Origin of the sequence: Burkholderia stagnalis, assembly GCF_039848545.1 — a bacterium.
GTDB classification, from domain to species: domain Bacteria; phylum Pseudomonadota; class Gammaproteobacteria; order Burkholderiales; family Burkholderiaceae; genus Burkholderia; species Burkholderia stagnalis.
Genome location: NZ_CP156685.1, coordinates 1,272,580 through 1,284,765, shown reverse-complemented (window position 1 = coordinate 1,284,765; position 12,186 = coordinate 1,272,580). Strand labels below are relative to the sequence as shown.

Genomic DNA, 12,186 nt, shown 5'->3' with positions numbered 1-12,186 from the left:
ATTTCAAACGACTAAAAAATTCTGTTGATATGCGAAAGGGTTATAAATGAACCTGCACCAATTTCGCTTCGTGCGCGAGGCCGTCCGGCAGAATTTCAACCTCACCGAGGCTGCCAAGGCGCTGTACACGTCGCAGCCGGGGGTCTCGAAGGCCATCATCGAGCTGGAAGACGAGCTCGGCGTCGAGATCTTCACGCGGCACGGCAAGCGCGTGCGTTCGCTCACCGAACCTGGGCGGATCATCCTCGCGTCGGTCGAGCGGATCCTCCAGGAGGTCGAGAGCCTGAAAAGGGTCGGAAAGGATTACGCCGCGCAGGATCAGGGCAACCTGACGATCGCGGCGACCCACACGCAGGCCCGCTACTCGCTGCCGGCCGCGATCGCCGAATTCAAGAAGCGCTTCCCGAAGGTGCACCTGTCGATCCTGCAGGGCAGCCCGACGCAGGTCGCCGAGATGGTGATCCACGACCAGGCCGATCTCGCGATCGCGACCGAGGCGATCGCCGACTACAAGGAACTCGTGTCGCTGCCCTGCTTCCAGTGGCACCACGCGGCCGTGGTGCCCGTCGACCACCCGCTGCTCGAACGCAAGCCGCCGACCCTCGACGATCTCGCGCAGTATCCGCTGATCACCTACGACGACGCGTTCGCGGGCCGCAAGAAGATCAACCATGCGTTCGCGCTGCGCGGGCTGTCGCCGGACATCGTGCTCGAGGCGATCGACGCCGACGTGATCAAGACCTACGTCGAGCTCGGCCTCGGCGTCGGGATCATGGCCGACATCGCGTTCAACCCGGAGCGCGACCGCAACCTGCGGCTGATTCCGGTGGGCCACCTGTTCGGCAGCAACGTCACGCGCGTCGCGCTCAAGCAGGGTGCGTACCTGCGCAGCTATGTGTATACGCTCGTCGAGCTGCTGTCGCCGACGCTGAACCGCAAGCTGATCGAGCAGGCGCTGAAGGGCGAAGCCGAATCGTACGAACTTTGACCGGACTGCATCACGACGGGGGCGCACATTGCCCCCCTTTTTTCCGCCCGACGGAGGTTCACGCATGCCGCTTTCCGCCCCGCTGCTGCGCCGCGCCGCCGGCGCCGTCCTCGCCCTCGCCTGCGCCGCCGCGCACGCGGACCTGAAGGTTGGCGTCGACCTGTCGACGACCGGCCCCGCGGCCGCGATCGGCATCACGAGCAAGAACGCGATCCTGATGTGGCCGAAGACGATCGCCGGGCAGAACCTGCAGGTGACGGTGCTCGACGACGCGTCCGACCCGGGCGCCGCGGTGCGCAACATCCGCAAGCTGGTCGCGGAAGACCGCGTGGACGTCGTGATCGGGCCGAACATCACGCCGGCCGCGCTCGCGGCGCTCGACGCCGTCGCGGATGCGCAGACGCCGATGATCACGCTGGTGGGTTCCGGCGCGGTCGTCGAGCCGCAGGAAGGCGCGCGCACCTGGGCGTTCAAGATGGCGCAAAGCGACCGCGCGATGGCCGACGTGATGACCCGCACCATGTCGAACCGCGGCGTGAAGACGGTCGGCTTCATCGGCTTCGCGGACAGCTACGGCGACAGCTGGCTGAACGAATTCACGCGCTTCGCCGAGCTGCGCAAGATCCGCGTGGTCGCGGCGGAGCGCTTCAACCGCACCGATGCGAGCGTCACCGGCCAGGCGCTGAAGCTGATCGCGGCGAAACCCGACGCGATCCTGGTCGCCGGGTCCGGCACGCCGGCCGTGCTGCCGCAGCGCACGCTGATCGAGCGCGGCTACAAGGGCCCGATCTACCAGACGCACGGGATCGCGACGCCGGAGTTCATCAAGCTCGGCGGCAAGGACGTGGACGGGACGCTGTTCCCGACCCAGCCCGTCGTCGTTGCGCGCACGCTGCCGGCCGACCACCCGGCCCGCCGCGCCGCGCTCGCGTTCGTCGACGCGTACGAGGCGAAATACGGCGCCGGCACGGTCACGCAGTTCGCGGGCGATGCGGCAGGCGTGTACCCACGCCTCGCCGACGCGGTCGGCCGCGCGCTGAAGGCCGCGCAGCCGGGCACCCCCGCGTTCCGCGCGGCGCTGCGGCGCGAGCTCGAACGCGCGCACGAGCTGGTGGTGCCGAACGGCGTCGTCAATACGAGCGACCAGGATCACGTCGGGCTCGACCAGCGCGCGAGCGTGATGGGGATCGTCCGGCACGGCGCGTTCGCCTATCTCGGCCAGTGAACGACCGCAACGCGGCTTGCCCGGTGCCGCGATTTCAGCGATAATTCGCGTTTTCGCCGCGCACAACCGCATGCGCGGGCCCGAACAAGCCCAGGTGGTGAAATTGGTAGACGCAGGGGACTCAAAATCCCCCGCCGCAAGGCGTGCCGGTTCGATTCCGGCCCTGGGCACCAGATTTCGGCGTCATACGCCAACCGTAGTCGAAACCCGCGAACGCGCACCGCTTCGCGGGTTTTTTGTTTCCGGCGCGCGCCGCAACGCACCGAACGAGCGGTTCGGCCGCGCGCGCTCAGCGCTCGCTCCCACCCTCCCGCAGCGCCCCGCCCATCAGCTCCGCGAACCACTCGATGAACGCATTGAGCCTGCGCGACCGGTGCCGGCGATGCGGATACACGGCCGACACGTCCATCGGCGCGGCCCGATAGCCCGGCATCACGTCGACCAGCGCGCCGCTGTCGAGCAGGTGCTGGACGTCGAACCGCGGAATCTGGATCAGCCCCATCCCCGCGAGGCAGCTGGCGATGTAGGTCTCCGCGTTGTTGACGATCACGCGGCTCGGCAGCGCCAGCTCGCGCGTGACGCCGCCGGCGCAGACTTCCCACGGCAGCTCGCGGCCGCTCGCCGGCGACGCGTAGCCGACCGCCCAGTGCCCGTGCGCCAGCGCGTCCGGATGCGCGGGCACGCCGCATTCGCGCAGGTAGTCGGGGCTCGCGCAGTTGACCAGCACGAATTGCCCGAGCGGCCGCACGACGAGGCTGCTGTCGGCGAGCCGTCCGACCCGGATCGCGCAGTCGACGCCCTCCTGCACGAGGTCGATCGAGCGGTCGGTCGAGCCGAGGAACAGTTGCAGCTTCGGGTGACGGCGGAACAGCGACGGCAGCGCGGGCGCGATCACGCGGCGCGCGATCCGGCTCGGCACGTCGACGTTGAGCCGGCCGATCACGTCGCGGTCGCGGCTGCGGAACAGCCGATCGAGTTCGTCGGCTTCCGCGAGCAGGCGCCGGCCGCGCTCGAGCAGCAGCGCGCCGTCGGCGCTCAGCTGCACCTGCCGCGTCGTGCGATGCAGCAGCCGCGTGCCGAGCCCCGTCTCGAGCTGCTGAACGGCCGCCGACACGGTCGCGCGCGGCACGTCGAGCGCATGCGCGGCCTTGATGAAGCTGCCCATCTCGGCAACCTGAAGGAAGATTCTGACCTGATCCAGCTTGTCCATCGGCGAAGAGGCGGGTTCGTTCGGGCGGCGGGCGCCGGAAATGAAACAGGCGCGCGGCCGTGACGCCCGCGCGCCTGCCCATTGTCCACGCAAACCGGCCAGTGCGGTACGCGCCCGGCAGCCTGGCTCGGCGCCTATTTCGTCGTATAGCCGCCGTTGATCAGGATCGTCTGGCCCGTGATCCACCAGCCGTCGGTCACGAGGTGGCGGATGAACGGCACGACGTCCTCGATGTCGGTGAGCCCCGTCTTGCTGAACGGCGACAGCGCGGCCGCGCTCTTGTGATACGCGACCGCATCGGCGCCTTCGGCCGGATAGAAGAACGGCGTATCCATCGGGCCCGGCCCGACGGCCGTCACCGAGATCCCGCGCGCGCCGTATTCCTTCGCGGCCGCGCGCGTGAAGTGCTCGACCGGCGCCTTCGCGCCCTCGTAGGCCGCATAGAACGGCGTGAACGCGCCGAGCAGCGACGTCACGAGCGTGACGAGCTTGCCGTGATCCTCGAGATGCCGCCCCGCCTCCTTGATGAAGAAGAACGCGGACTTGCTGTTGACCGCGAACATCTCGTCGTACTCGGCCTCGGTGATCTCGGCGATCGGCTTCTTCAGCACCTTGCCGACGGTGTTGATCGCGATGTCGATCCTGCCGAAGCGCTGCTTGACCGCGTCGAACAGCCGCTCGAGCGCGGCGGCCGTCGTCAGGTTCGCCTGGAACGTCGCGGCATCGGCGCCCGCCGCACGCACCGCGGCCGCCGTCTCCTCGGCCTGCGCCAGCGTCGCCGCGCTGTTGTAGTGGATCGCCACCGCCTTCGCGCCGTGGCTCGCCAGGTCACGCGCGATCAGGCCGCCGAGGTTCTTCGCGCCGCCTGCGATCAGGACGACCTTGTCTGCGAGTGCATGAGTGGCCACGGTTGACTCCTTTCTCGTTGAACGAAGTCCTGAGTGTAGGCACGGATGGGGCGCCGGTCAGCCGGCCGCGGCTGGATGGATTGTCCAGGAAATCGATCCAATCCGGCGCCGTCAGCGCGCGTGCCGTGCGGCGTCGATTTTGCCGAGCAGCCACTGCATCCCCGCCAGATGCTGCTGGTCGTGGCTGCTCAGGTAATGGACGAGCCCGCGCACCGTCAGCGCGCCATAGCCGTCGAATTCGCCGGTGCGCGCCCACTGGTCCGGCGTGAGCGCCGACACGCGCTCGAGCGTGCGGCGCCGCGCGTCGCGAAACGCGGCGAGCACGTCCGGCGCGTGCGCGTCGTCGTAGCGCCGCTCGAGCGCGAGCGCATCGCTGTCGACCGACACGAGCCGCGGGCGATCCTCATCGAGCATCCGGCGCAAGCGCACGTGATATCCGTCGATCTCGATGTCCCGCACATGACAGAGCTGCCCGAGCGGAGAAAAACGCTCGCTCGGAATGCCCTCCCAGTCGCCGGGCGTCCAGCGTGCGTAACCGTCGGGCACCGCCGCGAAGTGGGCTTCGAGCAGACGCGGAAAATCGGCAAGGGCGTCGAGGGTCACCGGGTTCATGCGAGGGTCTCCGGGTCGGTCGCGGGGAAGATGGCCGCGGGCCGCAGCCCGCCTGCCGCGGCGATTACTTCACGCTGAAGCGGTAGCTGCCCTGCGTGCGGTGCCCGTCCGCCGCGACGGCCACCCACTTGACGGAATAGGCGCCCGCTCCGAGCGCCGGCAGCGGCACCGTCATCCGCTTGCGGTTCGCGGCGTCGACGCTCGCCTTGCCGTCCGACACCGTCTTGCCCGCACCGTCGACGACGACGATCGAGCTGAAGGCCGGCTCGAGCGGCTCGGTGAAATCGAGCGTGACGGCGGCCGGCGCGACGCTCAGCTCGGCGTTGGCGGCGGGATCGGTGTTCGCCGGCCGCGCATGCGCGAACGCGGCCGTCGACACGGTCGCGGCAAGTACGACGGCGGCCGCGCGGCGGCCGAGGGAGAGCAGATCGAAGGTCATGTCCTGTCCGTGAGAGATGAGCGGATGCCGCGGGCAGGCGCGCCGCCCGCGGCGTTTCGGCAGCTTACCAGCGCGCGCGCCGGCATGCCGGCGACGGGCCGGCGCTTGATAGAATGCGCGCGCTATGGATCTCGAAAGCATTCTCTTCACCCAGGGCTTCGGCTCGCGCCGCCAGTGCCGCGGCCTGATCGAGGCCGGCCGGGTCGGCGCCGCCGGCGCGCCCTGCACGGACCCCGACGCCGCGTTCGACACCGACGGCCTCGTCTTCACGGTCGACGGCGCGGCATGGCCGTTCCATGCACGCGCGTATCTCGCGCTGAACAAGCCGGCCGGCTACGAGTGCTCGCGCGATCCGCAGCATCACGCGAGCGTGTTCAGCCTGTTGCCGCCGCCGCTCGTCGCGCGCGGTGTGCAGTGCGTCGGCCGCCTCGACCAGGACACCACCGGCCTGCTGCTGCTGTCCGACGACGGCCAGTTCGTGCATGCGTACACGTCGCCGAAGCGCAAGGTGCCGAAGACCTACGTCGCGACCGTGCGCCATCCGCTCGACGACGCACAGCTGAACGCGCTGCGCGCGGGCGTGCAGCTGCACGGCGAGCCGAAGCCGATCGCGGCGATCGCCGCCGAGGCCCGCGACACGCACGCGCTCGCACTCACCGTGCTCGAAGGCAAATATCACCAGGTCAAACGGATGGTCGCCGCCGCGAGCAACCGCGTCGAAGCGCTGCACCGCGAGCGCATCGGCGGCTTCACGCTGCCCGCGACGCTCGCGCCGGGCGCGTGGCAATGGCTGAGCGAAACCGAGCTGGCCGCGTTGCGCGGCACCGCACCGTAAAAACCCTGTAAGGGAAAATCAGCACGACCGTTCGATGGTCTCCCCTCGCTATACTCGAATTACAAGCTGTTACGAACAGCGATGCAGGGGAGACATCATGCAAATCACTCAACCGTTCGAATTGTCGTACGTGATACTTGCCTTTGCCGCGGTCGGCGCGATCGGGATCGGCGGGCTGCTGGCGGCCATGCACCGCAAGCACAAATACCATCCGAACCTGATCGGTGCGCTGATCGGCGCGCTGCTGTGCTTCCTGCTGATCGAGGCGTTACCCGCGCTGACCTGACCCGCCGCCGGGCGCGAGCGTTTGAAGGAAATCGTCTACGGTCGGATAGCGCAAGGTCACGCACAATTCGCGCTTGAGCCGGGCATTGGACAGCCGCCGCGACTCGCGCATGAACGACAGCAGCGTCGGCTCGAGCAGGCGCTCGGCGTCGGCGCGGCTCACGCGCGGCGGCGGCGCCAGGCCGAACGCGTGCGCGACTCGGTCGAAATACTCCCCCATCCGCAGTTCGCTATCGTCTGACGCGTGCACCGCGCGCGACGGCTGGCCGCGCGCGGCCGCGCGCAGCAGGATCGCCGCGAGGTCGTCGGCGTGGATGTGGTTCGTGTAGACGTCGTCTTCCGGCACGAGCGCCGGCGTGCCGCGCTCGAGGCGCGCGAGCGGCAGCCGGTTGGCCGCGTAGATGCCGGGGATCCGCACGATGCGCGCCGACAGCACGCCGCGCGCGGTCGCGGCGCGCAGTTGCCGCTCCGCCGACACCCGGCGAAACGCGCGCGGATTGGCCGGGCGCAGCGGGTGCGTCTCGTCGATGCGCGCGCCGCCGCAGTCGCCGTAAACGCCGGTCGTGCTCGCATAGACGAGCGTGGGCGCGCGAAGCCCCTCGGGTACAATACGCGCTGCCCGGAAACGCGAGCCGGCCGGCCGTGCCACGGCACGCTCGCGCCGCAGTCTGCCGTAGGCGGGCGCCGGCTGAGCCGACGCTCGCCGCGTGGTCGCGGCCAGTGCCGCGACGAGCGCACGCGTGCGGCGGTCTTCGGCGCCGTCGGCTTGCGGCGGGGCGAGATGCAGGACCGTGCGCGGCGCCAGGCCCGCAAGGCGCCGCAGCGTGGACGGGTGGTCGAGGTCGCCGACGATCGGCGTCGCGCCGGCTGCGCGCAATGCTTCGCGCCGTGCCGGATGGCTCGTCAGCGCGACGATCCGCAGGTCGGCGCGGCGTGCGCGCCATTGCGCGACGCAGCGCAGGCCGACGTCGCCACAGCCGACGATCAGCACGCGCGGCCGGCGCAGGATTCGTGTCGCGATCATGATGTTTGCGAAATATCAGTATCCACCGTTGCGCGACGCGCAACGGCTTGCATTGTAGCTGCCGTGCGCAACCTGCACGGTCCCCACATTTTGTTCTAGTTGGTTCTATGGCATTCAACGTCACTCTCAAGCAAAGCGGCCGGCAATTCCATGTCGAGTCGGACGAAACCGTGCTGGCGGCAGCACTGCGCCAGAACATCCATCTGCCGTACGGCTGCAAGAACGGCGCCTGCGGCTCGTGCAAGGGTCACATCGCATCGGGCCAGATCGAGCAGGGGCCGCATGCCGCGTCGGCGCTGTCGAACGACGAGCGCACCCGCGGCCTCGCGCTGCTGTGCTGCGCGAAGGCGCAGTGCGATCTCGAGATCGACGTGCGCGAGATCGCCGGCGTCGACGGCGTGCAGGTCAAGAAGCTGCCGTGCCGGGTCGCCGCGCTCGAGCGCAAGGCCGACGACGTGGTCGTGCTGAAGCTGCAGCTGCCGGCGAACGAGCGCCTGCAGTATCTCGCGGGCCAGTACATCGAATTCATCCTGAAGGACGGCTCGCGCCGCAGCTACTCGATGGCGAGCGCGCCGCACGAGGAAGGCCCGATCGAGCTGCACATCCGCCACATGCCCGGCGGCAAGTTCACCGACCACGTGTTCGGCGCGATGAAGGAGCGCGACATCCTGCGCTTCGAAGGCCCGCTCGGCACGTTCTTCCTGCGCGAGGATTCGGACAAGCCGATCGTGCTGCTCGCGTCGGGCACCGGCTTCGCGCCGATCAAGGCGATCATCGAGCACGTGAAGCACTCCGGCATCACGCGCCCGATGACGCTCTACTGGGGCGCGCGCCGCAGGAAGGACATCTACCTCGAGGCGCTCGCCGCCGAGTGGGCGAACGAGATCCCGAACTTCAAGTTCGTGCCGGTGCTGTCCGAGCCGGACGATGCCGACGCGTGGGACGGCCGCACCGGCTTCGTCCATCGCGCGGTGATCGAGGATCTGCCCGACCTGTCCGCATACCAGGTCTATGCATGCGGCGCGCCGGTGATGGTCGAATCCGCGCAGCGCGACTTCACGCAGCATCACGGCCTGCCCGCGGACGAGTTCTACGCCGACTCGTTCACGAGCGCCGCCGATCTCGCGCACCCGGTCTGAGCCCGCACGGCCCGCCCGCGCCCCGCGCCCCGCCGCGACACATTTGTTGCATCGCGGCGGTTTACAGTGGGACGCGGGATGCCGTATGCTTGCGCACATGAACCGCTTCCTGTCCGCTCTCCGACGTCGCCGCTCGCCGCTCCGCCCGGATGCCGCCGGCTCGTCACGGACTCGCGCGTAACCCTCACCCCGTTACGCACAAGCTGTTCGAACCACCCAGCCACGGCATCACCCGTGGCTTTTTTCTTGCCTGTTTCCCTTTCAACCTCCGCTGGAGTCTGCTGCCATGCCGCTGAACGATTTTCCGATCGACTCGCTGATGTACATCACGAACCGCCCCGACATCGTGTTCACGCACGGCAAGGGGTCGTGGCTCTACGATCACACCGGCAAGCGCTATCTGGACTTCATCCAGGGCTGGGCGGTCAACAGCCTCGGGCACTGCAACGACGGCGTGGTCGAAGCGCTGAAGACGCAGGCCGAGAAGCTGCTGAACCCGTCGCCGGCGTTCTACAACGAACCGATGGCGAAGCTCGCGGGCCTGCTCACGCAGCACAGCGTGTTCGACAAGGTGTTCTTCACGAACAGCGGCGCCGAGGCGAACGAAGGCGCGATCAAGCTCGCGCGCAAGTGGGGCCGCAAGTTCCGCAACGGCGCGTACGAGATCATCACGTTCGACCACAGCTTCCACGGCCGCACGCTCGCGACGATGTCGGCAAGCGGCAAGCCGGGCTGGGACACGATCTACGCGCCGCAGGTGCCGGGCTTCCCGAAGGCCGAGCTGAACAACATCGAGTCGGTCGAGAAGCTGATCGGCGAGAAGACCGTCGCGGTGATGCTCGAGCCGATCCAGGGCGAAGGCGGCGTGATTCCGGCCACGCGCGAATTCATGCGCGCGCTGCGCGCGCTGACGAAGCAGCACGACCTGCTGCTGATCGTCGACGAAGTGCAGAGCGGCTGCGGCCGCGCGGGCACGCTGTTCGCGTACGAGCTGGCCGACATCGCGCCGGACATCATGACGCTCGGCAAGGGCATCGGCAGCGGCGTGCCGCTCGCGGCGCTGCTGTCGACGGCGGATGTCGCGGTGTTCGAGGCCGGCGACCAGGGCGGCACCTACAACGGCAACCCGCTGATGACGGCGGCCGGCTATTCGGTGATTTCGCAGCTCGTCGCGCCGGGCTTCCTGGAAGGCGTGCGCGCGCGCGGCGAATACCTGAAGCGCAAGCTGCTCGAGCTGTCGGAAGAGCGCGGCTTCGAAGGCGAGCGCGGCGAGGGCCTGCTGCGCGCGCTGCTGCTCGGCAAGGACATCGGCCCGCAGATCGTCGAAAAGGCGCGCGACATGCAGCCGGACGGCCTGCTGCTGAACGCGGCGCGCCCGAACCTGCTGCGCTTCATGCCCGCGCTGAACGTCACGACCGACGAAATCGACCAGATGATGGCGATGCTGCGGTCGATTCTCGACACGCTCTGACGCGATCCGCGCGATGGATGCCGCCGCCGATGACGTCGCGATCCGTCCGTTCGATCGCGCCGATACCGATGACGTGCTCGCGCTGTGGCGCGACGCGTTTCCCGAATATGGCGATACGAGCGCGCCGCACCGCGATCCACTGCGCTCGATCGAACAGAAGTGCGCGACGCAGCCTGAACTCTTCTTCGTTGCGACGCTGCACGGGCGCGTGGTCGGCACGGTGATGGCCGGCTACGACGGCCATCGCGGCTGGCTGTACTCGCTCGGCGTCGGCCGCGGCGTGCGGCGGGCCGGCGTGGGCCGCGCGCTCGTCGCCCACGCGGAAGCGGCGCTCGGCGCGCTCGGCTGCCTGAAGGTGAACCTGCAGGTACTCGCCGACAACGCGCAGGCATGCCGCTTCTACGAGACGATCGGCTATCGCGTCGAGGAACGCGTGTCGTTCGGCAAGCGGCTCTACGCCGCCTGATCGCGCACGCGCCATGAAAAAAGCCGCATGCCCTCGCGGACATGCGGCTTTTTCACATCCCGACCAATCGGCTTACTCGCCCAGATACGCGGCCCGCACCTTCGGATCGTCGAGCATCTGCTTCGCATCGCCTTCCATCGTGACCGTGCCCGAGTCCATCACGTAGCCGCGATCGGCCGCCTGCAGCGCGAGCCGTGCGTTCTGCTCGACCAGCAGCACCGTGATGCCCTCCTTCGAGATCGTCCGCACGACTTCGAAGATCTTCTCGACCATGATCGGCGACAGGCCCATCGACGGCTCGTCCAGCAGCAGCAGCTTCGGCTTGGAGAGGATCGCCCGCGCCATCGCCAGCATCTGCTGCTCGCCGCCCGACAGCGTGCCCGCGAGCTGCGTCGCACGCTCCTTCAGGCGCGGGAAGAAGCCGAACATCCGCTCGACGTCCTTCTTGATCTGCTCCTTGTCGTTGCGCAGGTACGCGCCCATCTGCATGTTCTCGACGATCGACATCCGCGCGAAGATCCCGCGGCCTTCCGGCACCATCGCGAGGCCGCGCTTCAGCAACTCGTGCGACGGCACGCCCTTGATCGATTTGCCGTCGTACTCGATGTCGCCCGCCGAATACGGCTTCAAGCCCGTGATCGCCTTCATCGTCGTGGTCTTGCCCGCGCCGTTCGCGCCGATCAGCGTCACCAGCTCGCCCTGGCGGACTTCCATGTCAACGCCCTTCACGGCCTGGATCCCGCCGTAGTTGACCTGCAAGCCCTTGATTTTCAACATTGCCGCTGCCATCAGTGCACCCCTGCGCCGAGATATGCCTCAATCACCTTCGGATTCTTCTGCACGTCCTGCGGCAGACCCTCGGCGATCACCTTGCCGTAATCGAGCACCGTCATCCGGTTGCACAATCCCATCACGAGCTTCACGTCGTGCTCGATCAGCAGGATCGTGCGGCCGTCCGCGCGGATCTTGTCGAGCAGGCGCGTCAGTTCCACTTTCTCCGTCGCGTTCATCCCCGCCGCCGGCTCGTCCAGCGCGAGCAGCTTCGGATCGGTCGCCAGTGCGCGCGCGATCTCCAGGCGGCGCTGGTGGCCGTACGACAGGTTGCGCGACGTGTAGTCCGCGTACTGCAGCACGCCGACGTATTCGAGCAGCTCGATCGCGCGCTCCTTGATCTCGCGTTCTTCCTGGCGTTCCGCCGGCGTCTGGAACACCGCACCCAGCAGGCCGTGCTTGGTCCGCACGTGGCGGCCCACCATCACGTTCTCCAGCGCGGTCATCCCGCCGAACAGGCGGATGTTCTGGAACGTGCGCGCGATGCCCGTCTTCGCCACCTGGTGCACCGCGGTCGGCTTGTATTCCGTGCCGTCCAGCTTGAACTCGCCGGAATCCGGCGTGTAGAGGCCCGTGATCACGTTGAAGAACGTCGTCTTGCCGGCGCCGTTCGGGCCGATCAGGCCGTAGATCTCGCCTTCCTTGATCTCGAGGCCGACGTCGGACAACGCCTGCAGGCCGCCGAAGCGCTTGTTCACGCCTTTGACGGACAGTCGGATTTGTTTGTCGCTCATGTTCTCTTGCTCCTCGTCC

General features: G+C 68.3%; 14 protein-coding genes and 1 tRNA gene. 8 read left to right on the top strand and 7 right to left on the bottom strand.

Features of this window, described 5'->3' with window-relative positions:
• The first annotated feature begins 46 nt into the window (after window positions 1-46).
• From ABFO07_RS06115 to ABFO07_RS06105, 3 genes are all read left to right on the top strand, one after another.
• Window positions 47-988, top strand: coding sequence for a CysB family HTH-type transcriptional regulator (locus tag ABFO07_RS06115; RefSeq protein WP_017333917.1), 942 nt, complete (start codon window positions 47-49; stop codon window positions 986-988).
• A gap of 64 nt (window positions 989-1,052) precedes the next feature.
• Entirely contained in the window at window positions 1,053-2,213 is a 1,161-nt protein-coding gene (locus ABFO07_RS06110; protein ID WP_059891875.1) for an ABC transporter substrate-binding protein, read from the top strand.
• Between the two features lie 88 nt (window positions 2,214-2,301).
• Window positions 2,302-2,386, top strand: a tRNA-Leu gene (locus ABFO07_RS06105).
• Window positions 2,387-2,502: 116 nt separating this feature from the next.
• Here ABFO07_RS06105 and ABFO07_RS06100 read toward each other — a convergent pair.
• The 4 genes from ABFO07_RS06100 to copC form a co-directional block, all read right to left on the bottom strand.
• A complete protein-coding gene (locus ABFO07_RS06100; protein ID WP_347468552.1) occupies window positions 2,503-3,423 on the bottom strand; it encodes a LysR family transcriptional regulator in 921 nt (306 codons plus the stop codon).
• 134 nt (window positions 3,424-3,557) lie between these two features.
• Entirely contained in the window at window positions 3,558-4,331 is a 774-nt protein-coding gene (locus ABFO07_RS06095; RefSeq protein WP_347468550.1) for an SDR family oxidoreductase, read from the bottom strand.
• Between the two features lie 111 nt (window positions 4,332-4,442).
• A complete protein-coding gene (locus ABFO07_RS06090) occupies window positions 4,443-4,943 on the bottom strand; it encodes a DinB family protein (RefSeq protein ID WP_059958323.1) in 501 nt (166 codons plus the stop codon).
• A gap of 64 nt (window positions 4,944-5,007) precedes the next feature.
• Window positions 5,008-5,382, bottom strand: a complete 375-nt coding sequence (gene copC, locus ABFO07_RS06085; protein WP_347468549.1) for a copper homeostasis periplasmic binding protein CopC — start codon at window positions 5,380-5,382, stop codon at window positions 5,008-5,010.
• A 124-nt stretch (window positions 5,383-5,506) separates the two neighbouring features.
• Here copC and ABFO07_RS06080 point away from each other — a divergent pair, with 124 nt between their 5' ends.
• A complete protein-coding gene (locus ABFO07_RS06080) occupies window positions 5,507-6,217 on the top strand; it encodes a pseudouridine synthase (RefSeq protein ID WP_060017549.1) in 711 nt (236 codons plus the stop codon).
• A 97-nt stretch (window positions 6,218-6,314) separates the two neighbouring features.
• Window positions 6,315-6,503, top strand: coding sequence for a hypothetical protein (locus ABFO07_RS06075; protein WP_059810706.1), 189 nt, complete (start codon window positions 6,315-6,317; stop codon window positions 6,501-6,503).
• Here ABFO07_RS06075 and ABFO07_RS06070 read toward each other — a convergent pair.
• Window positions 6,486-7,526 (bottom strand): NAD-dependent epimerase/dehydratase family protein, encoded by a 1,041-nt coding sequence (locus ABFO07_RS06070; RefSeq protein WP_060017551.1) that lies wholly within the window; start codon window positions 7,524-7,526, stop codon window positions 6,486-6,488. The two genes, ABFO07_RS06075 and ABFO07_RS06070, sit on opposite strands and share 18 nt — an antisense overlap.
• A 107-nt stretch (window positions 7,527-7,633) precedes the next feature.
• On the opposite strand from ABFO07_RS06070, the gene ABFO07_RS06065 reads away from it, so the two are divergent.
• From ABFO07_RS06065 to ABFO07_RS06055, 3 genes are all read left to right on the top strand, one after another.
• Window positions 7,634-8,665, top strand: a complete 1,032-nt coding sequence (locus ABFO07_RS06065) for a CDP-6-deoxy-delta-3,4-glucoseen reductase (protein ID WP_347468548.1) — start codon at window positions 7,634-7,636, stop codon at window positions 8,663-8,665.
• Window positions 8,666-8,951: 286 nt separating this feature from the next.
• A complete protein-coding gene (locus tag ABFO07_RS06060; RefSeq protein WP_059559316.1) occupies window positions 8,952-10,136 on the top strand; it encodes an acetylornithine transaminase in 1,185 nt (394 codons plus the stop codon).
• Between the two features lie 13 nt (window positions 10,137-10,149).
• Window positions 10,150-10,602: a GNAT family acetyltransferase gene (locus ABFO07_RS06055; protein ID WP_059891880.1), complete on the top strand. Its 453-nt coding sequence runs from the start codon at window positions 10,150-10,152 to the stop codon at window positions 10,600-10,602.
• A 72-nt stretch (window positions 10,603-10,674) separates the two neighbouring features.
• Here ABFO07_RS06055 and ABFO07_RS06050 read toward each other — a convergent pair whose 3' ends face one another.
• On the bottom strand, window positions 10,675-11,391 hold the full coding sequence (locus ABFO07_RS06050; RefSeq protein WP_059559322.1) for an ABC transporter ATP-binding protein: 717 nt from the start codon (window positions 11,389-11,391) through the stop codon (window positions 10,675-10,677).
• Complete coding sequence (locus ABFO07_RS06045) at window positions 11,391-12,167, bottom strand: ABC transporter ATP-binding protein (RefSeq protein ID WP_059559325.1); 777 nt, start codon at window positions 12,165-12,167, stop codon at window positions 11,391-11,393. Before ABFO07_RS06045 ends, ABFO07_RS06050 begins: the two co-directional genes overlap by 1 nt.
• Window positions 12,168-12,186: the final 19 nt, after the last annotated feature.

What these genes read in the sequence shown, in the direction of transcription:
- copC (WP_347468549.1), bottom strand. Translation starts at nt 5,382, where the DNA reads ATGACCTTCGATCTGCTCTCCCTCGGCCGCCGCGCGGCCGCCGTCGTA.
- ABFO07_RS06080 (WP_060017549.1), top strand. Translation starts at nt 5,507, where the DNA reads ATGGATCTCGAAAGCATTCTCTTCACCCAGGGCTTCGGCTCGCGCCGC.
- ABFO07_RS06060 (WP_059559316.1), top strand. Translation starts at nt 8,952, where the DNA reads ATGCCGCTGAACGATTTTCCGATCGACTCGCTGATGTACATCACGAAC.
- ABFO07_RS06065 (WP_347468548.1), top strand. Translation starts at nt 7,634, where the DNA reads ATGGCATTCAACGTCACTCTCAAGCAAAGCGGCCGGCAATTCCATGTC.
- ABFO07_RS06075 (WP_059810706.1), top strand. Translation starts at nt 6,315, where the DNA reads ATGCAAATCACTCAACCGTTCGAATTGTCGTACGTGATACTTGCCTTT.
- ABFO07_RS06115 (WP_017333917.1), top strand. Translation starts at nt 47, where the DNA reads ATGAACCTGCACCAATTTCGCTTCGTGCGCGAGGCCGTCCGGCAGAAT.
- ABFO07_RS06055 (WP_059891880.1), top strand. Translation starts at nt 10,150, where the DNA reads ATGGATGCCGCCGCCGATGACGTCGCGATCCGTCCGTTCGATCGCGCC.
- ABFO07_RS06100 (WP_347468552.1), bottom strand. Translation starts at nt 3,423, where the DNA reads ATGGACAAGCTGGATCAGGTCAGAATCTTCCTTCAGGTTGCCGAGATG.
- ABFO07_RS06110 (WP_059891875.1), top strand. Translation starts at nt 1,053, where the DNA reads ATGCCGCTTTCCGCCCCGCTGCTGCGCCGCGCCGCCGGCGCCGTCCTC.
- ABFO07_RS06045 (WP_059559325.1), bottom strand. Translation starts at nt 12,167, where the DNA reads ATGAGCGACAAACAAATCCGACTGTCCGTCAAAGGCGTGAACAAGCGC.
- ABFO07_RS06050 (WP_059559322.1), bottom strand. Translation starts at nt 11,391, where the DNA reads ATGGCAGCGGCAATGTTGAAAATCAAGGGCTTGCAGGTCAACTACGGC.
- ABFO07_RS06090 (WP_059958323.1), bottom strand. Translation starts at nt 4,943, where the DNA reads ATGAACCCGGTGACCCTCGACGCCCTTGCCGATTTTCCGCGTCTGCTC.
- ABFO07_RS06070 (WP_060017551.1), bottom strand. Translation starts at nt 7,526, where the DNA reads ATGATCGCGACACGAATCCTGCGCCGGCCGCGCGTGCTGATCGTCGGC.